This is a genomic window from Peribacillus frigoritolerans (assembly GCF_030676415.1).
Classification (GTDB): domain Bacteria; phylum Bacillota; class Bacilli; order Bacillales; family DSM-1321; genus Peribacillus; species Peribacillus frigoritolerans_A.
In genome coordinates, this window is sequence record NZ_JAUUTW010000019.1 from 1 (window position 1) to 25471 (window position 25471).

Here is a 25471-nt window from a genome sequence, read left to right on the forward strand (position 1 = left end):
GTTAATTATTTTCTGTGAGATTGGATTTTGGGTGTTTGTTTTAGCAGGATTATTAGTTAGATATATTTTAAAGAAAAAGAAGCTTGGTACATTGTTGCTTATTTGTACGCCAATCGTCGATATCATTTTACTCATTGCTACTGTTTTAGATTTAAAAAATGGGGCTATTGCAACCACCGTACATGGACTTTCTGCCATTTATATAGGGGTAAGTGTAGCGTTTGGGCATCAGATGATCAAATGGGCGGATGCGCATTTCGCTTATAAATATGGAAATGGTGAAAAACCTATAAAAAAGAAAAAATTCGGAAGGGAACATGCTAGACAGGAGCGTATTGGATGGTTCCGGCATTTTGTTTCATGGTCCCAGCTACCTCAGATGAGAAGATTAGTTGGGTTTCTTCATTTCTATTATATGTTCTAAATAGCGACAGGCTATTAAATGGAATAAAATCCTATTAATTTCCTATTATAACCATAAGTGTTATAATTTAGTTGGTTATATTCATAACCTAATGAAACATATTTTATTATGTAAAGGGGAATAAAAATGGAAACAAAATCACAACAATTAGTAGCAACTGTATTATCACAACCTAGTCCTTTAGAAGGGCAGAATAACCGTTCAAGTGGAAATTTTAGCACTGAAAGTCTTCCATCAGGAACACAATATTTAAAATGGGAAATCGAAGGCGGAGGAAATCCAGACTTAATTAGTTTCAATGTAATGGAAGACAGATCTGCAGCAGTAGATCCAGTTCTTTTTACTGGTGTACTAAGTGGAAATCGTACAAATGTAGTATCAAAAAGATTACTTTATATTGCAAATCCTAGTAATGCTTCTGAACCATTTACTGTAAGTGTATATGCTGTTTTTTAATAGTTAACAATTACTTAAATAAGAAATGAGAGACTAATATATACTAATTTTAGTAGCTACGTCTTTAATAATATAGTGTGCTTTTTTAGCACTCCCTTACCATTTACAAACATTTGTCTAACTTGGGATTATCAACGATATATAAAAATGTGCATAAACAATAATTTCGAAGATGAGAAAACCTCTTGTCCACAAAGGGGTTTTCTTTTTCAGGATGAGTATCAAGACGAAGCAGACGAAGACAAGGATAGTCATTTTATGCAAAGTATAGCTGTGTGATTTATATGGAACAAAAAGGAACCACCTATACAATATTAATAGAGGAGAGGAATGCCTTATGAAAATACGTAGTCAAATTACATTTGCAAGTCTGGCCCTAGTAATAACTGGAAGTTCCCTGCTATACACATCGCCAACCTCAATTGCAAAAGTAGAGCCCACTCAAAATGTATCCAGTACGTTACAAACAAGCACTCAACGAGATCATAATTCCGTCAAGCAAGCAATGCGGGATACATTGCAACTTGGATACCCGGGGATACTTGCTAAAACTTCTGAGGGAGGAAAAACGTGGGGGTATGCCACTGGGGTAGCGAATCTGAGCACCAAGAAACCAATGAAAACAGATTTTCGCTTTCGCATTGGCAGCGTGACGAAGACGTTCACCGCAACGGTTGTACTTCAATTAGCTGGAGAGAACCGATTGAATCTAGACGACTCCATCGAAAAATGGTTGCCCGGTGTCATTCAAGGAAACGGATATAATGGTAAACAGATTACCATCCGGCAGATATTGAACCATACAAGTGGTATCGCTGAATACTCAAGGTCAAAAGACGCTGATTTTATGGATACAAAAAAATCGTATACGGCTGAAGAACTAGTGAAGATGGGGATTTCTCTGCCCCCAGACTTTGTCCCAGGAAAGGGCTGGTCTTATTCAAACACAGGATACGTATTACTGGGTATTCTTATTGAAAAAGTAACCGGAAACAGCTACGCGGAAGAGATTGAAGATCGGATTATTGAACCACTTGAATTGTCGGATACATTCCTGCCTGGCAATTCAAGCGTTATTCCAGGCACCAAGCATGCTCGGGGATATTCCCAACCAGACGAAGCAAGTGAGATAAAAGACGTTACTTATTATAACCCAAGTATGGGTAGCTCGGCTGGAGATATGATTTCTACTGCTGACGACTTAAATAAATTCTTCTCTTCCTTGCTCCGTGGCAAATTACTGAAGGAACAGCAACTAAAACAAATGCTTACTACAGTTCCTACAGGAATAGCAGGAATTGATGGATATGGTCTTGGAATCTTTGAAACTAAGCTTCCAAACGGTGCCTCGATATGGGGACACGGAGGTAACATTCCAGGGTTTTCTACTCTTGCTGGAGGTACACTTGGAGGCAAGCATACGTTGGTCATCAGTTTGAACAGTTTGGGTAGAGATAACAGTCCTGATCCTTTTAAAAATATTTTAGTTGCTGAATTTAGCAAGTAGGCAAAAAGGAAAATTTTGTTATGGTTTTTATAGTTAAAAATATACCTATCTGATTCAAAAGACCCAACTTACTTTTAAAAACAGTTAGCTATTAAGCAAGAAAAAGTTAACTCCTTCTCAAATAACGGTTAATGCATTAAAAGTTGCAAGAACTATTAAATTTCTAATGAGCGATGAAGCAGATTGGATTACAAGTTAGATTATTCATTCAGAAGGTGGATTTAAAAGGTAAATACAACAAAAAGGTTCTAGAACCTTTTTGTTGTATTAAATTCCAAGGATAGATATCAATTTGTGAAAGATTGTACTTAAACTAACGGGTGCGTTAGTTGATTAAGGAACACTAAAGAAAGTCATTTCCTAACGTACAGGAAACGGCTTTTTTTGCTGGGATTTGCTTAACGTACAAAATACCGAGGTTTGGTGATACCCCTTCCATACGTCTTTTTTCGATGATAAAAAAATGTAGCTTTGAAATAAAGTTTGATTAAATTAACCCTATAAACCTTGATAAAAGAGCAAGAGAAAAAGCGTGTTTTGAAAAAAAAATTGATCAAAACACGCTTTTTCTATATTCAATTGAATCACCCTTTTATAAAAAAATTTGATTATATTACTATGGTCTTTCCTCCATTAAAGCGCCCGATAGTTGAAGATTGTTATTGAACTAAAGTCATCCGTTTACAAATTGTTATAAATCGTCCAACGAGGAAACAGTTCTTTCGTTCATTTATTTTGCCTCAAAGTTCTAGGGGCTTACTCACCTACCATACCGTCCTTATCATTATCTTGCATATATGGGTATAACCAATGATCACTCGTTATTGGCATACTAAAACCTGCTGCTTTTGCTTCTTTAATCGTCACCTGTCCATTACCGTTAGTATCAACACTAGAAATATCACCGTTTGTGTTTGAACTAGTTGAATCAGAAGGCTCACTGCCTGTTAAACCGAGTGATGAGTTTACTTCATCAGGGTTCACATTGTCAAATGTATCAACGATTTCTCTACCCATTAAAGTATAGGTATACTGATAACTTGAAGGAATCTGCGTTTCCGTATTCGGATATGTAATAATTGCTTCAAAATTAGTAGCTCCACCTGCGTTACGGATCACGTCTTCCATATAAGCTTGATCACCATGTCGGTTAAGCGTACTATCTTGTGGGGTAATATTATAAGCATTCGATACCCCTCCGAGAGAATCAGCAATGATATGTCCTTCATCTAAAACGTCACTTTCGACACCAGGAACCTTTGCCTCATCAGAATAGTATCTGCCAGACGATAATACAGGTTCATTACTGTCATCTTGTATAATGATTTCGTCAGCAATGACACGTACTAGTTGCCCGTATTCATTAGTAAATGCCCAATATTCACGGTCCCCATAACCAATGTCAACGACGACGTTAGGTTCACGATATCCAGACAAATCACCACCATCAACTTCAGTAAGTTTGTATCCTGAGAAGAGTTCATTATTTGGTTGGGTTGGTGTTTCCTCTACTACTGGTTCATCAACAACCGTAGTGATAGTTTCTTCTTTTTCGCTATTTTTATTTGTTTCCACTGTGGTTACTTCTTGTGGATCTGTTTCTCCATCTGTAACGGATGCATCTTCTACGTTGGTACAACCAACCATAAAGATGGTCGTTAAAAGTAAGATTAAATAGTTCATTTTCTTTTTCATTTTAGGACTCTCCTATAATAGTTTCATACTGTTCATTCTAAAAATCTCGGAATTTAACATAGATTAACATTGTTAACCTATTGATAATAGTATATTCCAAGATTAACTTTATTACAGTAGATAATTTGTTCGAAGTGTGCAGTATTAAATTTCAATAAAGGCTTGTACAGTTTCAAATTGCAACTCGAATAATGCAGCTGGGATTTAGGGGGAAAAGAAAAACCCTATATTTAATAAAGGGTTTTATCAAACTTTGTTTTAAAATATCAATCTTTTTTATAAATTATCAGACTTTATTTCAAATCAACAAAAAACCACAATAAAAATGAAAAGTAAATATACGTGCAAAATAGCACTTAAAATAAGTGCAAATTATCACCTAAAGTAACATATTTGTTAATTTATCCTTGTTTACTGTCTAAAAGTTAGTCTATAATTAAATGTATAAAAGTTCTTAGACTTATAGACAAAGGATGATACATATTGTTAATTGGTTATGCGAGGGTTTCAACTACTGGCCAAGATTTAGAAACACAAAAGGAAATTTTGGAAAGTGAAGGGTGTAAAAAGCTTTTTGTTGAAAAAGTAACCGGAACAAGTACAAAACAAAGAGCCCAACTTTATGAAGCTATTGAATTTGCACGAGAAGGAGATACATTAGTAGTAACTAAAATAGATCGTTTAGCTCGTTCTATTATGGACTTGAATAAGATAGTTCATGAACTAGCTGAAAAAGGGGTTAATGTAAGATTTGTAAAAGAAGATATGAAGTTTGATGGTTCAAACGAAGGAAACAGCTTACAAACACTGCTTTTTAATATTTTAGGTTCATTCGCACAATTTGAACGTGATCTTATTGTAGAAAGAACTACAGAAGGTCGGGAGAGAGCTAAGAGGCAAGGGAAACATATGGGAAGACCAGGGCAAGATGAAAAGACTTTAAAACGTGCTATTAAGCTATATAATGAACGTGAAACAAACGGAATGAGTGTAAAGGACATTGTAAAAACTACAGGAGTTCCACGTTCCACGTTATATGCAAAGATTAAATGATTCTTAAACTGAATCCGGGGCTGCCATTGGGTGGCCTTTTTGCTTAATGAACTAAAGGGGCAGGTTAGTTCCATAAGAAATTTTGCGTTTTATGGTAAAATAAAGTTAATAATTGTTATTTGTTTGGGGGCTTTTTGGTGGAGGTTTTCATAGCTATTGTTTTTTATATTGTTGGGTTATTTATTCTATATATAGTTATCGAAACAGCAGTAAGGAAAGGAATAAACAGCTCGATAATTGGTCAATTTCTTGAAAATAAGTATGGAGTTAAAGAAGATAAAAAGTCTTTTCTTGATGATGATTTAGATAATGATAAATAAATTGGATATTTAAGCTAACGAGTGCGTTAGCTTAAGATCGGAGCTGTCATTAAGGTAGCTCTTTTCTTATGGCACTAACGGGGCAGGTTAGCATTCCTGTAGATCGTTAAATATCAGGTTTGAAAAAAATAGAGCCCCTCAGTAAGATACGAGTATAGAGTCCAATCTAACTCAAAGTCTTAAGGAGGAAGCCCTACTATGAATTTTAAAATGCAAGACAAACAAAATCAACTAATAGAAAGAATTTCCGATACACATCTAATTGTAGGTGTGGATATAGCCCAACAATTACACGTTGCTCGAGCTGTTAACTTTCGTGGAATTGTAGTTGGAGATCCTCTTACATTTGAAAATAATGAAGAGGGGTTCGTAAAACTATTAAGTTGGATTCAAAACTTACTAAAACTAAAAAACTTAGATTCCACAATAGTGGGTATGGAACCTACAGGACATTACTGGATTAACCTATCAAAATGGCTGGATAAACAAAACATTGAGGTAGTCACTGTGAATCCCCACTTAGTAAAAAGGAATAAAGAGAATCGTGACAATACTCAATCGAAAAGTGATAAAAAAGATGCCCTCGTTATTGCGGATATGGTCAAAAACGGCTATTATTCCTTTGTTCGTCCCACATCCGAATCATTTGAGAAACTTAGAGTTCTAATTTCTAACCGTGATGTAATTGTTAAACGTCTCGTGATGTCTATTAATCAAGTAAATCGATGGGTGGATGTGGTCTTTCCTGAACTCAGACAAGTGTTTAAAGATGTAACGTGCAAAGGGGCGATCGCCACCCTTCGTTTATTTCCTACACCGGATGAAATATCTTCACTAGAAACACTAGATGTCATGAGGGGCTGGAAGTCTTTAATGAAACGACAACCAGGACCCAAGAAGGCTCAATTACTAATCAATCTAGCCAAATCCTCTATTGGGACCGGACAAGCTCTTGATGCTTATAAATTCCATTTAGAACAATTATTAGAGGAATATGACCTCGCTGTAAAGCAACTCGAAAGAGTTGAACAAAATGTTAAAGAAGTTCTCTACAAAATACCATTTGCAAAAAAACTACTTATAATTAAAGGAATAAGTGAAATTTCATTAGCTGGGATACTGGGTGAATCAGGAGATCTAAGTGGTTTCTCTCACGGGAACTCTCTATTACGGCATGCGGGATTACATCTAGCTGAAGCAAGTTCAGGCAAATGGAAAGGTCAGATTGTCATTTCAAAGCGTGGAAGGTCAAGACTACGACGATTCCTCTACTTAGCAACTATGAGCCTTGTGATGAATAACCCTGAGTTTAAAGCCGTCCATTCCCATAATGTGAAGGTAAAGAAGATAAAGAAAATGAAATCAATCATGAAACTGATAGGTAAACTAGCAAGGATTTTTGTAGGAATAGCACGACGAAACGAGTCTTATTGTCCAAAAAAAGTCCAAGTATCAATCCCTTTAGCAGCATAGAAATAAAACATTAGTTATATAAAAAGTATCATTTTATAATAGTCAACTTTAATTTTGAATGTTGTCTTATTCGTAGGATTTCAAATATGTACGGAGTACCAGGTTTCTTGAACAAAAGGGCACTGTGACCCATCAGGTTAGCATAACTGGCCTCCACCCCTTGGATAGGCATGACGAAGGAATGAGAGGGCAATTGACCCGTTGAGACATGGGAGGGAAAGCCTCCAGGGGCGGCGTGGAGATGTGCATTATATGGTAAAATATGGAGTGATAGCTGACTCCTTTATTTAACTATGCCTTCACGAAGCCTAACTGATCTGAACTCATTTCATTTACCCGTAAGTTTAATTAAAAGGGTTATGAAATCCTGCGAATAAGTGAGCATTCGAGAGATATTCGCATCAAACTGAGGGAGTTCAACAATTTATTTGCTTTTTTTGGTAATATAATTAAAGGGTGGTGAGGAATTATGAGTAAGAATTATACGGTTTTCTTTTTACTTTTGTTTATTGTAGCTATTTCTAGTGGTATGGCACTTAAAAATTATTTCGACTATTCTATGATTATTGGAGTTGGTTTAGCGACAGTATCTTTATTAGCTGCTGGGTTTTCGCTTGGAAAAAGGAACAAGGTAAATAATTCACATCATTAAATTGTTTGTTAAGCTAACGTGTGCTTTACATCAATAAGGGAGGTTGCTGAAGCAACCTTTTTGTTATGCAACTAAAGGGGCAGGATAGCTTAAGAACAAATATGGTTTTTTATGGTAATATAAACTTAATTATTTTCATTAAGGAGTCTACCTGCAATATGAAATTAGATGATAAAAAGAAAAAGATTCAAATGGAATACAGGGAGAAATTACAGCAAAAGAAACAGAAAAAAAAATTCACATTTGAAGCAATCGTAGTTGCTATTATCATTTTTCTATTCATTGTTTTAAATTCAATTTTTAAAACCTTTTAATATTAAGCTAACAGATCAGAGCTGTCTTTAAGGCAGCTATTTCTTTATGGAACTATCGGGGCAGTTTAGTTGAAGAAGGAATTACGGTGTTCAAAATTGAATTTAATATTAATAAAACTTTTTAGGAGTGTTAATGTGAATTCTACGGTAGAAACAATACAAGAATTAACAGATAAAGAACAATGGTTAGAAGCCTTTCCAATTATGAATCAGTTACGTACAGAGTTAACTCAAAAGACATACCTGGAGTTACTTGAAGAAATGAGGAAAGATGGGTATTCTTTGTATGCTTTATATAAGGATAATCGGATTGTATCCTTAGCTGGTTTAAGTTGGAGAGTTAACTTTTATAATAAACGTCACGTTTTTATTTATGATCTGGTAACAGATACTGCTTACCGTTCATTTGGGTTTGGAGAGAAACTATTAAGTTATATACATAACTGGGCAAAAGAAAATGGAGCTGCATATGTGGCATTAGAATCTGGAATTCAGCGAAACAATGCTCACCGTTTTTATGAAGAGAAATTAGATTATGATAAATGGTGCTATTCATTTAGAAAAACGTTGTGATTAAAAATAGGGATACGCTTCGTTTAGAGAATCATTACTTTTTTTAAAAATACGGTGCTTATTTAGTATACAAGAGCTGAGTAATCAGTTCTTTTTTTATTACTATCTATCGCGTTACTTCAATAAGGAAATTAGTTGCTGAGGAAGCCTTTTTCTTATGGCACTAACGGGGCAGGTTAGTTGCAGAAGGGTTCATTAACGATCAAAGAAAGTACCATTTCTGGTACTGTTTTTGTTGGTTTAGGAACCCTTCAACAGCTAAAAACTATTGTTTGTGAAATGTTACTTTTGTAATAGTTGGAACTACTTTATTTTCTTTTGCTAATTCTCTAACAATTTTGTCGATATTGTTAATTGTCTCAACTCTACTTTCACCAGGCTTTTCATCTACTTCCAAATCCACTATTTGAAAATTGATGTCAAATTCGCCTGTCATAGTGCGTTTTTTGTATCCATTTTCAGTAAGTTTCTGTTCAACCTCATCAATAAAATTAGATTTAGTAATCTTTTCCCATACTTCATCTCTCTTTTTTAGTAATTCTGGATGAGCTACATTGAGAGTTTCTCCGTCTTTTAGCTTAACGATTTTATCATTTGGATTTTTTTCTTGTGCTTGAACAAATGACTCATTAAAGAAAAAAAGTAACCCAGCAACTAAGCATACTACAAAATATTTTATTGGAACTAAATAAAATTGTTTCATTATAACTCCTTCTTATTGAAACTGTTCTATTATTATGTTTCCTTTGTAAGTTGAATTATATCCATCACTTCATTGATTCGGACCCTGAATTTAATTGAGTTAATTCCCTTCTTCAACTACAGGCCTTTTCTTCAATAAGAAAGGTTGCTAATGCAGTCTTTTTCTTACGGAACTAAAGGGGCAGGTTTTAGTTAAACAAGGAAATTTATGGGGAATTGTAGAATATTAAAATGCAGTCCATTATATCGGTTTTTCAGTCTATGTACCCAATATGTTAGGAGTGATTACGATTGCTATACCCTGATTGTCCAGTTATCATCAGAACAGTAGAGGTTGGCGGACTTACGAAATCGCAGCTTATCCAGAAATTACAACAATACTCTATCTTGATGAATGAGTATGGAGAGAGGCTATTAGCTGATGATAAATTTACGACTTCTGATACAAAGTACAGCCTTCAGACCGTTGAACTAACCGTAGGCGACCTTGGGTTTCCTGATGGAGCTACTACGGCTCAGATCTTTACAAAAGCGAGCGAACTTGGTTTGGAATTGTGTCCCCTTGAGCTGGGACCTCACCTAAGACTGGGGTATCGGGATCAGCCTGAAGGTTATTTGGGGAATCCTTTACAGCGACATCAAGCTCCATCAGGTTCCATCACAATAGCGTCGGAGATACTAACTGAAGACGATGATTTTCCGAGAGGATTTTATCTTAGACGAATTAACGGCGTGTTGTGGCTGCGAGGATACCGTGCTGATCATCTGCACGTTTGGAATCCTGATGATCATTTTATCTTTTGTCAAACAAAAAAGACCTTGAAGAAGTGAGGAAATATTAGAGTCGAAAAAACGACAGCTAACAAGACAAACCAGCCTAAGTCATTTTACGAAAAACTTTCTCTAACAATTTTCTACCTTATCACCTTTTCGTAACTAGCAGAGCGTTACCTTCTAAGCTATGTTCTGACCCACTTTTGTTCAACTAACGGGTGCGTTAGCTGAAGATTGAAGCCTGTTTTAAGGCAGTTTTTCTTCTTTAGCTAACAGGTGTTATTACTTAATATAAAAATCTACTAATCTAGTATAATAGTTCTTCTTTTGTCTATACTGTCAATTAATATGGTATAGATTGGAGAGAAACAAATAGGATCTTAACTGATGTATGGGGTTTATATAAGGCAGATAAGCAAATCCAAGGTTATTCTCCACAAACATTAAAGGCCTATTATGTCCAATTTAACTTGTTGGTGAATAGTTTTGGAAATATATCCATTCAAGAACTTTCAACTAATTCTCTTTAAGTTTATCTGGGAAAAGCAGCTGAAAAGCTTAAGCCATCCAGTCTGGGTCACAGAATTCGATTTATTAAATCTTTATTTAGATGGGCTCAGGATGAACATTTAATTAATGGAAATCCTGCTTCCAAAATCAAGGAACCAAAATTAGAATTAAGGGTACCAAAATACTTGTCTGAAGAGGAAATTGAACATTTGCGGGAAGCTTGTCATACAACATTCGAAAATGCTTTATTTGAGTTTATGTATTCAACAGGATGCAGAATTGGTGAAGGCAATAACTCTAGATAGGGCCTCAATCAATTTCTCTAATCAATCAGCAATCGTTTTAGGTAAAGGGCGTAAAGAACGAGAAGTATATTTCAATACTCGTTGTGAAATATGGTTGAAGCGATATTTAAGTGAGCGAAAAGATCATGAGGAAGCACTATTTGTGACAACACGCGCACCCCATCGAATGAGTATTTCTCAAGCGAGAAACATTATAAAACTGGTAGCAAAGAGAACGGACATTAAAAAGAGCATTCATCCCCACCAGCTTAGACATAGTTATGCCACAAATTTATTGAATAATGGAGCGCCTCTAGAAGTGATTCAAAATTTAATGGGTCATGAAAAAAGTGAAACCACAAAAATATATGCATATCTAAGTGGTGCAATGCGGAGAGACTTGTATAGAAAGTATTTTTAAGGGACCAAGGTCCTTTTTATTTTGTTCTTAATAAACTATCGGGGCAGGTTAGTTGCAGAAAGCTATTCTATTCAGCTTTTTAAAATAAGGGACATAAAATTTACTTAGAACCCGACACAATAAAAATGAACTATATAAGGGAAGGTTTTATATCGGTGTTGAAGGTAACCTTGAAAAGTGTACTTCTTTTATTTGCAATGTGTCTAACTTTATCACAAAGTGTTCAAACGGAAGAAAATTATAAAAAAGAAGGGAAAGTAGTTTATCAAATCCACTATGATTATAAATCAATCTATAATTTGCTAAAAGTTAATCAGAAGGAATATGACCAATACTGGAAAGAAGGTCTTTCTATTGCTGAAATGGCAAAGAAACAGGGTTTCCCAGAAGGGATTTGGAAAACTATTTTGTAAGTTCACTATAAAGTAATGCAAAAGTGGAGAACCAAAGGTTCCCTTTCAGAAGAGGATTAGTTCGACCTGATCTATAAAAGCAGATGAATCGAGGAGTTTATGACCGTAATCCAAATACTTAATTCAAATGTGTGCAATTCTTTATTAAGAAGGATCGCTTTTTCTTATGCTAATGTTCATTATAAAACCCAAAATAAGATCGATTATGTTGGGTTTTATATGATTGTCTTTATATAATTTCATTGAAAATTAAACATGAGCTACTTAAAAACTTATAACAAAAACAAAACATTATTTATAGAAGCTATAAAATCGCCTATAACACATATTTTTGACATGTGGTCCCCTGAAACCTTGAATGTTCACACACCCCTAGCAGATGAAAGGAATCCTCTTATGAAAGTAATCCTGTATCTCTTGCCTTTTGCACGGCTTCTTCTCGATTTTTGACTCCCAATTTATCATAGAGAGTGGAAGCGTAATTTCTTACAGTGCCGTTTGATAAGTAAAGTTTCGAAGCAATTGTTTTATAACGAATTCCTTGAGACAAAAGATTCAAAACCTCTAGTTCGCGTTTCGTTAAGCCATACTCTTTTCCATCTAACTTCAATCCGGCTGGCTCAGCCTCATCATTTCCATCCCACATTCTATGAAACAAATCTTGGTCAATCATAGTGGCTCCCCGATAGACGAGGCGAATCGATTCAGTTAGTTCACGTGACTCTATGGATTTTAGCAGATAGCCGTCAGCGCCGCTTCGAATGATTTCCTTCGCCCTTTCTATATCCTGAAACGTTGACAGGATGAGGACACGAATGTCAGGCCATTTCTCCTTGATTATTTTGGTGGCACGAATCCCATCCAGATTAGGCATCTCCAAATCCATTAATACCAAATCTGGATTCAGGCTTCCACACAATTCTACAGCTTGCTCTCCATCTTCAGCCATGCCCACTACCTGCAAGTCCTTCTGTTCATCCAAGATTGTATAGAGACTTTCTCGAATAAACGAATGATCATCGACGATACACAAGCGGATTCGTTCATTGGATAATTGTTCCAGTCTAGGTAACGCACATGAGATGAGCGTCCCCTCGCCTTTTTCGGAGTATATAGTGACTCTACCTTGTAATTGTGCCGCACGTTCTTTCATCGCAGTTAACCCGAAGCCATCTTTCCATTCCTCCACTCCGAAGCCATTATCTTGCACATCCAATCTCGTCTGTTGCGGCTCAAAATGCAGTGACACAATGATTTCGGTAGATTGTCCGTGTCGCACAGCATTAGTCAGTGCTTCCTGCAAGCTCCGATACAGTGTCATTTTCACTTGTTTGGGGACCGTGTATTCTTCCCCTATTATTCGAGTGCGTACATTTACTTTTGCATGTTTCTGGAACTCTTCCGCTAATTGTTTCAAGGTAACAATTAGCGGAAGTGATTCTTGTTGTGAATCCATTTGATGTAAATACGTTCTCACTTCTGCCATACTGTTACGGGCCAATTTCAATAATGAGTCAAGCTTTTGTTCCCCATCTTTTGTCTTTAATTCCGTACGTAATGTTTCCATCCCCATAATGATTGAGGTATAGGAATGTCCCATCGTATCGTGCAAATCTTTTGAGAGTCTATCACGCTCCTCTAGCAAAGTAATTCGTTCAATCTGGGATAAATACTGTTCCAATACATGATTCTGGTTGCGAATAATTTCATTGTTACGGTAATTAACAACGAGTAAACGAAAGGAAAATCCCATTGCAAAAGCCAGACCCATTTGTAGGATAATCACCCATACATCTATTTCACGGGAAAATATTGCAATGAGAAACGGAAACAAAACAATTGTGATAGAACCCGACCAACGGTATGATTTATGGGCACTATTTGCCGCGATCATGAAAGTCGGCATTAAAAAAGCAAGATAAGCCGCTGGAAATAATAAGATTAAGTAGAAGCAAACTCCACCAAACAAAACTATCTCAGCAAACAGATAATAGCGATAACTGAACATTAAACAAATCCAAGGTACTGAAAATGAGGCTACTTCCCAAAGAATGATGATCCAAAGTGGTACAGTCAAATGGTCTTGGTGTTGGATAGTAGTTAACATCATTGAGAGCCAGATGACAAAACGTATACAAAGTAATACCCAGTCATACCAAAACCATTGTTTCAAAATCCCAAACAAATTATCACCCCTTAATAGATTTGAACATGGAAATCGTGTACTTTCCAATCATTTGAACTAAACTGTTTCCAATATAAGTACGTATCCAAGAGAGAATACCCCCAGCGATCATGAAACATATAGCTTCCTTCCATGAATTCACAGTTATTCCTAATAAATATATCTCAAGATATAGAAAAAGTAACGGTGCAACGATAAATACAAGCGGAGCTACGTACAATATAACGGCACATATGAGGCTAATTACCCCAATAAGAAATTTCTGCATGAGCCAAAAAATAGCCCTCCAATTGTTACTATTAAGAATTACTTCTTTCGCTTCAATCCATTTATCCCCTCCACTTTTTGTCCTTGGTAGGATTGGCTCTATCGATATATCCGTATAAACCTTCGTCTGAATACGTTCATACTGGACAAACGTGTGAGTTGTCCGCAACACACTCGCTAACAAGGGAATACCTACGAAGATAACTGTCATCACTAGTGCAAATGTAATGCTGGCCAAATAGAAGCAAAAGTAAAACAATCCAGATCCGAAGGTAAACAACAAAAAGTAGAAATCTTGCAAACTTTTTTGAGCTGCTTCTTTCGTCATTAGAATTTCTCCTCCTTTTTCTTTTCTATACTAATACGTTATGAGCCGCTCTTCGATCCTAACTTTTCGCCTGTCACATATGGTAGTGTCAAAGTGTCATGATTTATAGGTCATGACTATAAAACTACCCGTATTACGCTCTATTTTTTATGTCATGCATGAAGATGACGAAAGGTCACTAGCTACTATGACTTTCCGCTTGCTACACTCGTTTTATACACGGACGAGCTGACTACTCGTTGTGGAAAACATGTCCTCAAAATGATTCATCCGTTGTTGTTTGAGGATTCGGAAGGAAATAAGGTTGCTTTCAAAAAAAATATGGCTGGGGAAATCGCATATTTTTATTACACCAACCCTAAAGGGGTAGGCTTTATCGCTCACTCCCAGAAAATCAACATCAAACCGGCCTTTGCTGATATCCCGCAAAAGAGTAATTATAGAAGCCACATCGATAATCTTCATGCTTTAAACATCATGGATGCTAAAGCAGGCAATCTATTCGATTCGATTCGATGGGCACCATGACACAAGGAGAATTTGCTGATGCCTTGTTGCTTGCACATGGATGGAGCAATTTCCCAGACAACCAAAGAGGCCAAGAAGCAATTTATAACTGGTATACCAGAGTATGACCGTGCGACTCCGATTACCAGACAAGTCGCAGCAACCATGATTCAAAACTTAAAGCAGATTCAGCCTGAACAAGCCAATCAAGTAAAATTGCTTGATGCTGCGGATGACTGGGCGGTCCAAGCCATTCAAGCACTTGCCTCACAAGGAATCGTAGACCCTGATACTACCATCCACGCCGACTCCGCTTTCCGGATCGGAAGTACAACGAAGTCGTTTGCCGCTACGGTTGCCTTGCAGCTTGCTGGCGAGAAGAAGCTAAGTCTCGATGATACGGTGGAGAAATGGCTGCCGGGGCTTGTGCAGGGCAATGGTTACGACGGCAATCACATTAAGATTCGTCAATTGTTAAATCATACAAGCGGACTTCCAGACTATTTGACTCCAGAGCTCAAGACTAAATTAATCGAAAATCCAGGCAAAAATTATACACCGGAACAGTTAATTGCCCGGGCCTTGGAGCTAGAGCCGGTAACGGGGTGGGCATACTCGAACACGAATGCGGCTATTATGGGGCTCATTATCCAGAAGGTCACCGGGGAAACATATGCCGAACAGATTAAGAAACGAATTATTGAACCGCTTCAACTTAAAGAAACGTTCCTCCCTGGCAGCTCGGTAGATATTCCGAAAAAAAATGCACGCGGCTACTTGAACATTGGAGGTAAATTAGTAGATATTACTGTGCTTAACCCATCATTCGCTAACGCCGGCGGGGAAATGATCTCGACAGGGGAAGACTTGACGACGTTTTTCCGCGCTTTATTAGGCGGAAAGCTGTTGAAACCAGAGATACAGAAGGAAATGATGACCAGCACAGCCGACTCCCCATATGGAAAGTATGGACTTGGCATACACGGAACAAAGCTACCGGACGGCACCATCGTATGGGGACATGGCGGCGGTATTCCCGGATTTACCAACTTTGCAGGCGGAACGGAAGACGGTCATCATGTCATCTCTATAAATATCAATGTACTAGGAAATGCGGATAAACATATCAACGATATTTTAGCGTCGGAATTCGCAAGAGAAGCCAAAAAAGAACTCAAGGAGGAGGAAAAGAAAAGCAAGCATCGGGAAGAAGTCAAATGCGTCATGGATGAAGTTATAACCAACAAAAGAGTCCCAAGTGTCGTGGCTGGCGGGCTAAAGGACGGGAAACGCTGGTCCCACGCTACAGGTACAGCCAGCTACGAAGTACCACGCCCGGTGGAGCCGAACTTTTCATTCCGTATTGGAAGCATCACGAAGACGTTCACCGCTTCCGTTATATTGCAGTTGGCTGAGGAGAAACAATTGAACCTGAATGATTCGGTCGAAAAATGGCTGCCGGGGGTCATAAAGGGTAACGGGTATGACGGTAAAAAAATTACGATTCGTCAGTTATTAAACCATACAAGCGGGCTTGCGAGCTATACTGATTCGAATATGCGAGATATTACCTTACCTCAAAATCCATTCCGTTATTATACCGCCGACGAGCTTATCAGTTTGGCACTTGCAAAGCCACCTGTATTTGCACCAGGGGAGGGATGGAATTATTCCAACATCAATACAGTACTAGCCGGTCAAATTATTCAGAAGGTAACAGGAGATACGTATGCGGAGCAGATCAGGAAAAGGTTCATCGAACCGCTCGGGCTGACAGGGACATTCGTGATGGGGAATAGTTCCTATATTCCAGGTGAGCATGCCACAGGATATAATATGGACAAATCGGGTCATTTGTATGATTTGACAGAAGTGAATCAATCATGGGCAAATGCAGCCGGAGATATGGTTTCAACAGTCAATGATCTGACCACCTTCTTCAGTGCGCTGTTGGGTGGAAAGCTTCTAAATCAAGAGATGATGGACCAGATGCTCACAGCAGTAGATTCACCTATGGGTAAAGTCGGACTAGGAATTTATGAAGGAAAAACACCGGACGGGCAATCCTATTGGGGGCATGCCGGCGGTACTTTCGGATTTGAAACGAGAGTTGGCGGACCTATAGGCGGGAAGCATATTTTGGTAACGGCCATCAACTCGGTGGCCCCGGAAGTCTCGGCGGCTCGCGATAAAATATTCAATAAGGAGTTTGGCCGTTAAGTTTAAAGCCGACATCGTGCCCTTTATTCGAGGGCGGTGTCGGTTTTCTTGCTGAGATTGCAGTCTCTTCATGTAAGGGGTACTGCCACATGCCCATCAAGCTAAGATTTTTAATTACCCCCATAACGAAAAGTTTACTCCTCCACAGTTATTTATGAGATTTTGGCTCATTTTTTCGTTTTTGGGAACAATTAATTTCTTAAGTTGATGGGTAAGTATGATTCCCCCCTATATAACAAAATAGGAACCTATCATATTTCATAATAGGTTCCTTCTTTAAATGCAAAAACTTAAGATGTATCGCATTATCTTTAGAATCGTTTCCGTTTTCATAAAGATCTTACAAAGTCGAATTTTTTGTATTATTTTAGCTGGATGTTGGTTTCTCATCAGCATCCAATTTTTTCATGATTCAATCTATGAATAAAATATCTACTGCTGTTTGTTAGGTAGTGCATAATAGCCAAAAGCTAAATCCAGCAAAGCACTTGCTTCTTGACGCAGTAACAAATCCTTCGGACGGAAGGTAATGGATCCGTCAGCATTGATGGAAGTATCAGGGTCTAGAATTCCTTGGGAGGCAAGTGCCTGAATCGATTGAAATGCCCAGTCATCCGCAGCATCAAGTAATTTAACTTTAATAGCTTTGTCAGGTTGAATCGGTTTCAAATCATGAATTTGCTTTAAGTTTTGAATCATGGTTGCTGCGACCTGTCGGGTAATCGGAGTAGCACGGTCATACCCTGGAATTCCTTTCATAACTTTTTCCCTTGCCTCCTTGGAGTCGTCTGGAAAACCGTTCCATCCATAAGCAAGTAACAACGTATCCGCAAACTCTCCTTGTGTCATGATGTCCATCGGTTTGAATAGATTACCTGTTTTAGCACCCATGATATTTAGAGCATGAAGATTATCAATGTGACTTCTATAGTTACTCTTTTGTGGAACGTCATCAAAAGGCGGTTTGTTGTTAATTTTCTGGGCATCTGCTACAAAATCAAGACTTTTAGGAGAGTTGTAGTGAAAATATGCGATTTCTCCAGCTGAATTCTTTTTGAAAGCAACTTTGCTGCCTTCCGAATCTTCAAATAACAACGGATGAATCATTTTGAGAACTTGTTTTCCAGTTCCACCCTCCATGACCAAGTTCCCATTTTCATAAGTAAAATGAGTGCGAAGTGCAGCGAAACGCGTATTTTGGAATAAGCCCAAGTATTTATGAGCTTCTTTTTCCTCTAACGGGAGATAACTTGTTTTTCCTTCATTCTTCTTAGCAGGGAAATAGTGATCCATGAGAGTTTCATATATGTCTACACTCATCATTGAATCATTATTGTAAGACATGAAGAATGCTGTTTTTTGTTCAGGCACTAAAATCAGCAGTGATTGATGTCCAGGCATGCTTCCCCCTTTTATTACAACATGTTGACCGTTAGCAAATTCATTAAAAGGCGTTTCAAATCCAATTGTCGCAACAGGAATCGTCTTATCATCAAAAACTTGATAGGCATGCATCATATCCAAGCTTTTTTTACTTACAATTTCCTTGTCTTTAAACTTTCCTTTCTGTAGTTGCATAATCATGTATTTTGACATGTCTTCCGCAGTAGATAAAATGCCTCCTTGTGGTGTATCCCTTAAACCGCTCCCGCTTGCTGGAATCGGATCGCCAGTGGGACCATAAGGTGTAGCCATTTTTTCGAGAAGATCAGGCGTAAAGCTCATGCTTGTAGATTTCATATCTAATGGTTTGAAAATATTCTTTTCCATATATTTCGAGAAAGGGGTGTTGGTAGCATTCTCCACTGCAAACCCTGCGAGCGCAAATCCGACGTTGTCATACGTATAAACCTCTCCTGGTGGCCGTACCACAGTTGGCATTTGTTTAGAGAAAAATTCTTTCATCGGTATACTATTATTATTATTAATATATTCAGGTCCAGTTATGTTTGTAAGATCGGGAAAATCCACCCCGCTGGTATAAGTGAGCATATCAAACAGGGTAAGAGGTTTCCCAGTTTGATTAGGTATTTGTAATCCACCAAAATATTTTTGTACGTCTTGATCTAGTTTAAGCTTTCCTTTATCGACTTGCTGCATCACAGCCAAAGCAGTAAAAGTTTTCGTGACTGAACCGATTTGAAAGACCGTGTCCTTAGTGACGGGGATTTTCTTTTCTTTATCGGCATATCCATACCCTTTATTGACAACGACCTTTCCATCATGAACGACGACAAAACTAGAACCGTTCACATTGAACTTCTTCATTTTTTCTTCAAATAACGGATCAGCAAAAGATTCTATTTCTTTTTTATTATTAGGTCCTTTCGTCATCTGGGTATTAGCCGTGGATTCCGATGGTTTTGATTTTTCTGCTTCTAACGATTGTTGGGAACACGCAGAAATCATGGTTGAAGAAGTAAGAAGAATTGCAGCGATCCCCAGTTTGTTAATTGCTTTTTTCATTTTGTACGCTCCTTTATTTGATTGAAATTTTTTGTTAGCACAACGAGTTAGCGGCTCGTTAGCGTATGAACAAAGTGTAGCAAGCGGCGAGTCATAGTCGATAGTGAACTTTTGTCATATTCATAAAGAACAACAAAAATTGAGTGGGATACGGCTGTATTAATAGCTATGTCATAGAAACTATGACATTTTGACACTACCGTATGTGACAGAAAAACACATAGAATCAAAGAGCAGTTCTTAACGCATTAACAATAAAGGAGGAGGGGTGATTTTCATTGTGCATGATAAAAATATAAAGAGGCGTGAAAGGGGAAACAGGTATGACCTATTTATGAAAAACAAACCAGTAACAAGAGTCTTTTAAGGAAAAGAAGTAATTTCTAGGGTTAACATACATGTGGAAAAAAGAGGAATTTACTTAGGGCAGAATGGCGATTGTAAAAATAATAATTATGAATATGATTACGAATTCGATTTTGACCTTTTGTCATTGGTGGAGATAATAGCTGTGTGGTTAATACGAAACAGCAAACAACAAACTATACAAGATAAATAGAGAAGAGGAATACCTTATGAAAACACGTAGCAAAATTACATTTGCAAGTCTTGCCCTTTTAATAACTGGAAGTTCTCTGTTATACACAACACCAACCTCAATTATAAAAGCAGAGCCCACTCAAAATGTATCTAGTTCCTTACAAACAAGTACCCAACGAGAACGTACTTCTGTTAAGCAAGCAATGCGGGATACACTGCAACTTGGATACCCTGGGATACTTGCTAAAACTGCTGAGGGTGGAAAAACGTGGGGTTATGCCGCAGGGGTAGCGGATCTGAGAACCAAGAAACCAATGAAAACAGAATTTCGCTTTCGCATTGGCAGTGTGACGAAGACGTACATCGCGACGGTTTTACTCCAATTAGCTGGAGAGAACCGCTTGAATCTAGACGACTCCATTGAAAAATGGTTGCCTGGTGTCATTCAAGGAAACGGATATGATAGTAACCAGATTACTATCCGGCAGATATTGAATCACACAAGTGGTATAGCTGACTACATAAAGTCAAAAGACTTTGATATTAAAGATACAAAAAAATCGTATACAGCTGAAGAATTCGTAAAGATGGGGGTTTCTCTTCCCCCAGACTTTGCTCCAGGAAAGGGCTGGTCTTATTCAAACACAGGATACGTATTACTGGGCATCCTTATTGAAAAAGTGACTGGAAACAGCTATGCGGAAGAGGTTGAAAATCGGATTATTGAACCGCTTGAATTGTCGAATACATTCCTGCCTGGCAATTCAACGGTTATTCCAGGTACCATGCATGCCCGTGGATATGAAAGATATGACGGAGAAAGTGAGCTAAAAGACGTTACTTATTCTAACCCAGGTAGCTCGGATGGAGATTTGATTTCTACTGCTGACGACTTAAACAAATTCTTCTCTTACTTACTCAGTGGCAAATTACTGAAGGAACAGCAACTAAAACAAATGCTTACTACGGTTCCTACTGGAATGGAAGGGATCGATGGATATGGTCTTGGAATCTATGAAACTAAGCTTCCAAACCACGTCTCGATATGGGGACACGCAGGCGGTGTTCCAGGGTTTTCTACTTTTGCTGGAGGCACACTTGGAGGCAAGCATACATTGGCCATCAATTTGAATGGCCATAAATCTAATGGTGGTTCTGATCCTTTTAAAAATATTTTACTTGCTGAATTTAGCAAGTAGGCAAAAAGGAAAGTCAGGCAAATTTTGTTATAGTTAATATACCTTTCTGGTTCAGAAAACAACTTACTTTTAAAAAGAATTAAGGTGGTAAATGGTATTAAGCTAATAAAACAAAGTAACATGAAAAAAACGTTATTCTTTCTCTAGAATCATAGGAAAGGATAGCGTTTTTTTACACTTGGGGGTAAAGCAATTTCTTAAGTTGATCGATGTGTGGCGATACCCCTTAATAGATAAATAAATTTTCTTGAAATGGCCCATAGCAACACAAAACCCCGGAGAATAAAGCCCTCCGGAGATTTTTAAAAATTTATTCCGGTTCTTTCTCCTTACACGCAATCCTACAAGCAGCTGGTATAGCATCGGTTATGGCCATTCCCATTAAAAAATAAGCTAAATTTGGATTCGTTTCATGGATAAAATAACAGTAGCCAGCAATTACAGCCTTAACTACAAGTGTGCAATCTTTTGCGGAACATCTTTCTCCACCAGAATTCTCTTGATATTGTACCACTGTTGCTGTAATGATTTTGTTCCCTGCTGCTTCCGGGTTTGTGTATGCTTCAATTATCGCTTTAGCTGATTCTACAAATGCTTCGCCTTATGGAACTATAGGGGCAGTTTAGTGTAATAACTTAATTTGGAATCTGTGTTAAAATTTGGTTGTTTATCAATATGAAAGGTGTTGGAATGATTGAGTCGAGTCACCTCAAAAACAAAGATATACTTTGGACTATCTGTTATCCTTTTGCTCTGTGGGATTTTTTCTTGGATTCCTTATTTGGTCTTTAACATCCAAGAATCTTATGGGATGTTAACATTAGTTCTTAACCCAATTGGATTGTTTTTAGGTTATTTATCAAACAACAGATTCATAGCTTTAAGCAATTTAATTATGGTCTTTAGTTTTATTCCTATTTTGATATTTGTTTATCTAACAAAAGGGTACATTCCGATGTAATTGTTGCTACATTTTTATGTGAACCCACCAAGCTCCTTATAGAAGCAACGGGGGAACTTTAATAAAATATAGTATAAAGGACCAGAAATTCAATATATTAAAGGTGGAAAATGACATGGCAAGAAAGTACCGATTATATCAAATTGATTCATTTACGAAAGAAAAATTATCAGGTAATCCGGCTGGTGTAATAACAAATGCAGATGGTTTATCTTCGGGTGAGATGCAGAGGATTGCTAGAGAGCTTAACAATTCGGAAACGGCATTTATCTTTAAATCAGACAATAGCAAATTTGATGTATATATTCGTTTTTTTACGCCTACTCATGAGGTTCCTATCTGTGGACATGCGACGATCGCTGCCCACTATGCTCGTGCAGTTGAAAATAGTTTAAATACAGTTAAAGTTTATCATAAAACTGGTGCCGGCATTTTACCAGTCGATGTGATTAATGAAGATAATGATTACAAAATTATTATGACGCAGGGTAGTATAAGTTTTGAAACTGTGATTGAAGGTGTAGCTTTAGAGAACATATTTACAGCTTTCAATATTAGTGAAAATGATTTATTAGAAGATTGTCCAGTACAAATTGTTTCTACCGGGCATTCTAAGGTGATGATTGGAATTAAAAATTCGGAACTTCTTCACCGATTAAACCCTAATATGGATTTACTCACAAAAGTCAGTGTATTAATTAATTGCAATGGTTTCTATGTTTTTACGATGAATGCTCCCGACTCTGATATTTTAATTCATGGAAGAATGTTTGCTCCTGCAATTGGTATTAACGAAGACCCTGTTACAGGTAATGCGAACGGTCCTTTAGGCGCATACTTGATACATCACAGACTTGTCAAACATGATAATACTTTATTTAGTTTTAAAGCAGTGCAGGGCGAAGCTATAAAACGGGCGGGTATTATTGATGTTCAAGTGAAAATTTGTAATCAGGAGCCAGAGGAAGTAAGAATTGCAGGAAATGCTGTAATCGTATTTAAGTCCGAGTTATTACTTGAATAGCCATTCAACGTGCGTTAGCTTAAGATCGAAGCTGTCTTGTCTTAAGGCAGCCTTTTTCTTATGGCACTAACGGGGCAGGATAGTTCATTAAGAACAGTGGAAGGTTAATCCAATTACTAGTTTTTATGTTAAAGTTGAACAGTCTATTATAACAGTCTTTATATCTTGGGTTATTTTATCTGAGTTTTATTAAAACATTGAAGGAGGTACATATAAATGCAATGGTTTTTTTCATTTATTTTTTTATTTGGATTTCTAGCGATCTACTTGTTAATAAGAAAAGACACTAACAAGAACAATTCACTGACAAAAAAGGGAGTTTTTAAACTAATTGTATCTATGGTTGTAGTTTTTATTTTAGTAACTACATTTGTTGTCCTTTCAAATAATTGACCTTCTTCCACTAAAGGCGTAAATATCAATAATATTCATTAACATAGCCTTCTTATTAAACAAAACCAGCTAAGTTTGTGATTTAATACACTTAAACAAACGGGTGCGTTAGCTTTAGATCAGAGCTGTCTTTAAGGCAGCTTTTTCTTATGCACTATCGAGGCAGTTTAGTTCACTAAGAATTCACACTTATTTTGGAAATAATTGTTATAATAATACAGTTGTATTAAATAAAGGGGTGTTGAATTGATTGGTTGGTTGGTTAATTATTTTCTGTGAGATTGGATTTTGGGTGTTTGTTTTAGCAGGATTATTAGTTAGATATATTTTAAAGAAAAAGAAGCTTGGTACATTGTTGCTTATTTGTACGCCAATCGTCGATATCATTTTACTCATTGCTACTGTTTTAGATTTAAAAAATGGGGCTATTGCAACCACCGTACATGGACTTTCTGCCATTTATATAGGGGTAAGTGTAGCGTTTGGGCATCAGATGATCAAATGGGCGGATGCGCATTTCGCTTATAAATATGGAAATGGTGAAAAACCTATAAAAAAGAAAAAATTCGGAAGGGAACATGCTAGACAGGAGCGTATTGGATGGTTCCGGCATTTTGTTTCTTGGTTAATAGGAGGAGCTCTTTTAGCAGTGATGATCTTTTCGATTAATAATCCTTCTCAAACTCAAGCATTGCTTAATACTTTAAAATTATGGACATTGATCTTGGTTATTGATTTTATCATCAGTTTTAGTTATACCTTGTTTCCAAAAAAAGAAAGGTAAAATTTTCTATCCATCTTGAAAAAGTTGAAACGAATATGGTAGGGAACTTGAAGATATTCTTATGGAGCAAAAGGGGCAGGAGAGTAGTAGAAACTTTTATAAAAGTTATTCGTAAAGATATGAAGAGGAATTAACATTACATAGAGGTGATTTAGTCGTGTTATGGGATAAACCCAAATGTACTATTTGTGATAAAGAGATTAAGGGAGATGACGTTGTTTTTGTGAAAATGCGTTATCCAAAGCGAAAAGGTTTTACTGAAATAAAAGCATATTTTAGAAACGAAGGTAAATTCATTTGTGAAGACTGTTTTAATAATAAATCCTACTAAATACTATTCAACTAACAGGTGCTGAAGATCGAAGCTGTCTTTAAGGCAGCTTTTTCTTATGGCACTAACGGGGCAGGTTAGTTCACCAAGAAATGCAATGAAATTCATGGTATATTATGTAATAAAAATGAAAAAAAGGGGATTTATTCATGTTTAAGTTTTTTCTTATAATCGGAGTAGTTGGCATTATTATTTCTGGTATTTTTATTGGAGCATGGACGGGTGGGCAACAGCAAAGAGCTAATTTTCATTCTGAATCAGAAGGGCATAGGAATTTTAGAACGAAAATAGCATTCTTCTCAGGCCTCATAGGTGTAATCTCTTTGGGTATTACTGGATTAATATATTTTCTATAAGCAATATTTTTCTTCAACTAAACGTGTTAGCTTAAAATTGTAATTGTGTATTTTTTGGGGAATTTGATGTGTGGAAATTTACAGTGATGTTGTTCTTGTTACTCATTGGAGGGATAGGTGGCATTGGCATAGTTAGCCTTTTTGAAGGAAATGAAATTTTTTCCGGATATCACGCTGGTATTGCGGCTATGGTTGGTATGATTGTTGTATTACTTTTGTTTATAGTCGCTCAATTACATAATATAGAAAGTAAAAAGGATTAGAGTTTTTCACTATAATAAGAGAGGTTTCTGAGGCAGCCTTTTTCTTATGACACTAACGGGGCAGTATAGTTGAATA

General features: G+C 37.0%; 25 protein-coding genes and 1 pseudogene. 21 read left to right on the forward strand and 5 right to left on the reverse strand.

Annotated features, from left to right (window positions below):
* From Q8G36_RS17550 to Q8G36_RS17560, 3 genes are all read left to right on the forward strand, one after another.
* The coding region (locus Q8G36_RS17550; protein WP_305275126.1) for a hypothetical protein at window positions 1–424 on the forward strand (424 nt) is incomplete at its 5' end.
* Between the two features lie 126 nt (window positions 425–550).
* Entirely contained in the window at window positions 551–880 is a 330-nt protein-coding gene (locus Q8G36_RS17555) for a DeoR family transcriptional regulator (protein WP_305163102.1), read from the forward strand.
* Between the two features lie 337 nt (window positions 881–1217).
* Window positions 1218–2387, forward strand: a complete 1170-nt coding sequence (locus tag Q8G36_RS17560; protein WP_305163101.1) for a serine hydrolase domain-containing protein — start codon at window positions 1218–1220, stop codon at window positions 2385–2387.
* Between the two features lie 756 nt (window positions 2388–3143).
* Here Q8G36_RS17560 and Q8G36_RS17565 read toward each other — a convergent pair.
* On the reverse strand, window positions 3144–4082 hold the full coding sequence (locus Q8G36_RS17565; RefSeq protein ID WP_305163100.1) for a DNA/RNA non-specific endonuclease: 939 nt from the start codon (window positions 4080–4082) through the stop codon (window positions 3144–3146).
* A gap of 480 nt (window positions 4083–4562) precedes the next feature.
* Here Q8G36_RS17565 and Q8G36_RS17570 point away from each other — a divergent pair, with 480 nt between their 5' ends.
* From Q8G36_RS17570 to Q8G36_RS17595, 6 genes are all read left to right on the forward strand, one after another.
* The gene (locus tag Q8G36_RS17570; RefSeq protein WP_284472129.1) at window positions 4563–5135 is read left to right on the forward strand and encodes a recombinase family protein; all 573 of its coding nucleotides are present in this window, start codon (window positions 4563–4565) and stop codon (window positions 5133–5135) included.
* 137 nt (window positions 5136–5272) lie between these two features.
* Window positions 5273–5455 (forward strand): hypothetical protein, encoded by a 183-nt coding sequence (locus tag Q8G36_RS17575; protein ID WP_336622974.1) that lies wholly within the window; start codon window positions 5273–5275, stop codon window positions 5453–5455.
* 198 nt (window positions 5456–5653) lie between these two features.
* Complete coding sequence (locus Q8G36_RS17580; protein WP_305163097.1) at window positions 5654–6928, forward strand: IS110 family transposase; 1275 nt, start codon at window positions 5654–5656, stop codon at window positions 6926–6928.
* 469 nt (window positions 6929–7397) lie between these two features.
* Window positions 7398–7580, forward strand: coding sequence for a hypothetical protein (locus Q8G36_RS17585; protein WP_305163096.1), 183 nt, complete (start codon window positions 7398–7400; stop codon window positions 7578–7580).
* A 158-nt stretch (window positions 7581–7738) separates the two neighbouring features.
* Complete coding sequence (locus tag Q8G36_RS17590; protein WP_305163095.1) at window positions 7739–7894, forward strand: hypothetical protein; 156 nt, start codon at window positions 7739–7741, stop codon at window positions 7892–7894.
* A 135-nt stretch (window positions 7895–8029) separates the two neighbouring features.
* Window positions 8030–8467 carry a GNAT family N-acetyltransferase gene (locus Q8G36_RS17595; RefSeq protein WP_061466068.1) on the forward strand — a complete coding sequence of 146 codons (438 nt, stop codon included), beginning with the start codon at window positions 8030–8032 and terminating at the stop codon, window positions 8465–8467.
* Window positions 8468–8732: 265 nt separating this feature from the next.
* On the opposite strand, the gene Q8G36_RS17600 is transcribed toward Q8G36_RS17595, so the two are convergent.
* Window positions 8733–9170: a hypothetical protein gene (locus Q8G36_RS17600; protein WP_305163094.1), complete on the reverse strand. Its 438-nt coding sequence runs from the start codon at window positions 9168–9170 to the stop codon at window positions 8733–8735.
* A 290-nt stretch (window positions 9171–9460) separates the two neighbouring features.
* Here Q8G36_RS17600 and Q8G36_RS17605 point away from each other — a divergent pair, with 290 nt between their 5' ends.
* From Q8G36_RS17605 to Q8G36_RS17615, 3 genes and pseudogenes are all read left to right on the forward strand, one after another.
* Entirely contained in the window at window positions 9461–10000 is a 540-nt protein-coding gene (locus tag Q8G36_RS17605; RefSeq protein WP_305163093.1) for a helicase, read from the forward strand.
* 479 nt (window positions 10001–10479) lie between these two features.
* A pseudogene (locus Q8G36_RS17610) lies at window positions 10480–11158 on the forward strand (tyrosine-type recombinase/integrase).
* A gap of 155 nt (window positions 11159–11313) precedes the next feature.
* Window positions 11314–11571: a hypothetical protein gene (locus Q8G36_RS17615; protein ID WP_305162586.1), complete on the forward strand. Its 258-nt coding sequence runs from the start codon at window positions 11314–11316 to the stop codon at window positions 11569–11571.
* Between the two features lie 394 nt (window positions 11572–11965).
* Here Q8G36_RS17615 and Q8G36_RS17620 read toward each other — a convergent pair whose 3' ends face one another.
* A complete protein-coding gene (locus tag Q8G36_RS17620; RefSeq protein ID WP_305162587.1) occupies window positions 11966–13756 on the reverse strand; it encodes a hybrid sensor histidine kinase/response regulator transcription factor in 1791 nt (596 codons plus the stop codon).
* A 4-nt stretch (window positions 13757–13760) separates the two neighbouring features.
* Complete coding sequence (locus Q8G36_RS17625) at window positions 13761–14351, reverse strand: sensor domain-containing protein (protein WP_305162588.1); 591 nt, start codon at window positions 14349–14351, stop codon at window positions 13761–13763.
* 261 nt (window positions 14352–14612) lie between these two features.
* Between Q8G36_RS17625 and Q8G36_RS17630 the strand changes: the two genes are divergently transcribed.
* Together Q8G36_RS17630 and Q8G36_RS17635 are read left to right on the forward strand one after the other, a co-directional pair.
* Entirely contained in the window at window positions 14613–14879 is a 267-nt protein-coding gene (locus tag Q8G36_RS17630; protein WP_305162589.1) for a hypothetical protein, read from the forward strand.
* An 18-nt stretch (window positions 14880–14897) separates the two neighbouring features.
* The gene (locus Q8G36_RS17635; protein WP_305162590.1) at window positions 14898–17078 is read left to right on the forward strand and encodes a serine hydrolase domain-containing protein; all 2181 of its coding nucleotides are present in this window, start codon (window positions 14898–14900) and stop codon (window positions 17076–17078) included.
* A 432-nt stretch (window positions 17079–17510) separates the two neighbouring features.
* Here Q8G36_RS17635 and Q8G36_RS17640 read toward each other — a convergent pair whose 3' ends face one another.
* Window positions 17511–19544: a serine hydrolase gene (locus Q8G36_RS17640; RefSeq protein WP_305162592.1), complete on the reverse strand. Its 2034-nt coding sequence runs from the start codon at window positions 19542–19544 to the stop codon at window positions 17511–17513.
* A 575-nt stretch (window positions 19545–20119) separates the two neighbouring features.
* On the opposite strand from Q8G36_RS17640, the gene Q8G36_RS17645 reads away from it, so the two are divergent.
* From Q8G36_RS17645 to Q8G36_RS17670, 7 genes are all read left to right on the forward strand, one after another.
* Window positions 20120–21283, forward strand: a complete 1164-nt coding sequence (locus tag Q8G36_RS17645; RefSeq protein ID WP_305162593.1) for a serine hydrolase domain-containing protein — start codon at window positions 20120–20122, stop codon at window positions 21281–21283.
* 1076 nt (window positions 21284–22359) lie between these two features.
* Entirely contained in the window at window positions 22360–23268 is a 909-nt protein-coding gene (locus Q8G36_RS17650) for a PhzF family isomerase (protein WP_305162594.1), read from the forward strand.
* Window positions 23269–23484: 216 nt separating this feature from the next.
* Complete coding sequence (locus tag Q8G36_RS29335) at window positions 23485–23661, forward strand: DUF3976 domain-containing protein (RefSeq protein WP_370694123.1); 177 nt, start codon at window positions 23485–23487, stop codon at window positions 23659–23661.
* A gap of 250 nt (window positions 23662–23911) precedes the next feature.
* Window positions 23912–24445 (forward strand): hypothetical protein, encoded by a 534-nt coding sequence (locus Q8G36_RS17655; RefSeq protein ID WP_305162595.1) that lies wholly within the window; start codon window positions 23912–23914, stop codon window positions 24443–24445.
* 157 nt (window positions 24446–24602) lie between these two features.
* The gene (locus Q8G36_RS17660) at window positions 24603–24776 is read left to right on the forward strand and encodes a hypothetical protein (protein WP_061461594.1); all 174 of its coding nucleotides are present in this window, start codon (window positions 24603–24605) and stop codon (window positions 24774–24776) included.
* 149 nt (window positions 24777–24925) lie between these two features.
* Complete coding sequence (locus tag Q8G36_RS17665) at window positions 24926–25132, forward strand: DUF5316 family protein (protein ID WP_034306256.1); 207 nt, start codon at window positions 24926–24928, stop codon at window positions 25130–25132.
* A gap of 68 nt (window positions 25133–25200) precedes the next feature.
* On the forward strand, window positions 25201–25395 hold the full coding sequence (locus Q8G36_RS17670) for a hypothetical protein (protein WP_054399314.1): 195 nt from the start codon (window positions 25201–25203) through the stop codon (window positions 25393–25395).
* Window positions 25396–25471 lie beyond the last annotated feature (76 nt).

Excerpts from the sequence above, each read along its gene's own strand:
- Q8G36_RS29335 (WP_370694123.1), top strand. The coding sequence starts at position 23,485 with ATGCAATGGTTTTTTTCATTTATTTTTTTATTTGGATTTCTAGCGATC.
- Q8G36_RS17600 (WP_305163094.1), bottom strand. The coding sequence starts at position 9,170 with ATGAAACAATTTTATTTAGTTCCAATAAAATATTTTGTAGTATGCTTA.
- Q8G36_RS17580 (WP_305163097.1), top strand. The coding sequence starts at position 5,654 with ATGAATTTTAAAATGCAAGACAAACAAAATCAACTAATAGAAAGAATT.
- Q8G36_RS17565 (WP_305163100.1), bottom strand. The coding sequence starts at position 4,082 with ATGAAAAAGAAAATGAACTATTTAATCTTACTTTTAACGACCATCTTT.
- Q8G36_RS17590 (WP_305163095.1), top strand. The coding sequence starts at position 7,739 with ATGAAATTAGATGATAAAAAGAAAAAGATTCAAATGGAATACAGGGAG.
- Q8G36_RS17585 (WP_305163096.1), top strand. The coding sequence starts at position 7,398 with ATGAGTAAGAATTATACGGTTTTCTTTTTACTTTTGTTTATTGTAGCT.
- Q8G36_RS17560 (WP_305163101.1), top strand. The coding sequence starts at position 1,218 with ATGAAAATACGTAGTCAAATTACATTTGCAAGTCTGGCCCTAGTAATA.
- Q8G36_RS17645 (WP_305162593.1), top strand. The coding sequence starts at position 20,120 with ATGAAAACACGTAGCAAAATTACATTTGCAAGTCTTGCCCTTTTAATA.
- Q8G36_RS17635 (WP_305162590.1), top strand. The coding sequence starts at position 14,898 with ATGCCTTGTTGCTTGCACATGGATGGAGCAATTTCCCAGACAACCAAA.
- Q8G36_RS17650 (WP_305162594.1), top strand. The coding sequence starts at position 22,360 with ATGGCAAGAAAGTACCGATTATATCAAATTGATTCATTTACGAAAGAA.
- Q8G36_RS17555 (WP_305163102.1), top strand. The coding sequence starts at position 551 with ATGGAAACAAAATCACAACAATTAGTAGCAACTGTATTATCACAACCT.
- Q8G36_RS17630 (WP_305162589.1), top strand. The coding sequence starts at position 14,613 with ATGATTCATCCGTTGTTGTTTGAGGATTCGGAAGGAAATAAGGTTGCT.
- Q8G36_RS17625 (WP_305162588.1), bottom strand. The coding sequence starts at position 14,351 with ATGACGAAAGAAGCAGCTCAAAAAAGTTTGCAAGATTTCTACTTTTTG.
- Q8G36_RS17640 (WP_305162592.1), bottom strand. The coding sequence starts at position 19,544 with ATGAAAAAAGCAATTAACAAACTGGGGATCGCTGCAATTCTTCTTACT.
- Q8G36_RS17665 (WP_034306256.1), top strand. The coding sequence starts at position 24,926 with ATGTTTAAGTTTTTTCTTATAATCGGAGTAGTTGGCATTATTATTTCT.